The sequence below is a fragment of the Vibrio sp. 378 genome (assembly GCF_033339435.1).
The window spans coordinates 1-651 of the sequence record NZ_JAWOUO010000662.1 but is presented as its reverse complement, the minus strand read 5'-3'; the positions used below and the strand labels follow the sequence as shown (position 1 = coordinate 651).

The window sequence follows — 651 nt, the reverse complement described above, 5'->3', positions numbered from 1 at the left end:
CTGGGCCAGTGCCCACATCGATAAAACGTTCACCTTGCAGATGCGTGCCGACCACGATGCTATCAAGGATATGTTTCACTAACATCTCTAAAGGATCGCGAACCGAAGTTAGGTTGTACGCTTTGTTCCACTTATCGAGCAGCTCAACGTAACCGACTAACTGCTCTCGTTGTTTTTCTGAAACGTCTAAATCGGTCTGTGCAATCAGTGAATCAAGCTTGGTTCGTAGTGCACTCATTACTCTTCCTCGCCTTTTTTCAGCAAGCCGTGCTTCTTCAGATGCACAAGAAGAATTGAAATCGCTGCAGGCGTAATGCCGGAAATACGCGAAGCAATGCCAATACTTTCCGGTTTGGCTTCGCTCAGTTTCGCAACCACTTCGTTCGACAAACCTTTTACGTCTTTGTAATCCAAATCCGCAGGCAGTTTTGTGTGTTCGTGGCGAAGTGATTTTTCGATCTCTTCCTGCTGACGCTTGATGTAACCGTCGTATTTCACCTGAATTTCTACTTGTTCTGCCGCTTGTTGATCTTCAAGAGCATGAGCAAAGGCATCAAGTTGAGTCAATTGTGAGTATGAGATCTCTGGACGACGCAAAAGATCCTCACCACTTGCTTCACGCTCCATCGCCGTTTTCATCAGTTTGTTCAG

At 46.2% G+C, this 651-nt stretch carries 1 protein-coding gene and 1 pseudogene; both read right to left on the bottom strand.

Annotated elements, in window-relative coordinates; genetic code table 11:
• Positions 1–238 (bottom strand): 16S rRNA (guanine(527)-N(7))-methyltransferase RsmG (locus R7Q48_RS28130; RefSeq protein WP_318133603.1); only part of this gene is annotated, 238 nt, incomplete at its 3' end.
• Positions 238–651 (bottom strand): annotated as a pseudogene (gene gidA, locus R7Q48_RS28125) (tRNA uridine-5-carboxymethylaminomethyl(34) synthesis enzyme MnmG); the annotation flags it as partial. The gene R7Q48_RS28130 and the pseudogene gidA, both read right to left, overlap by 1 nt.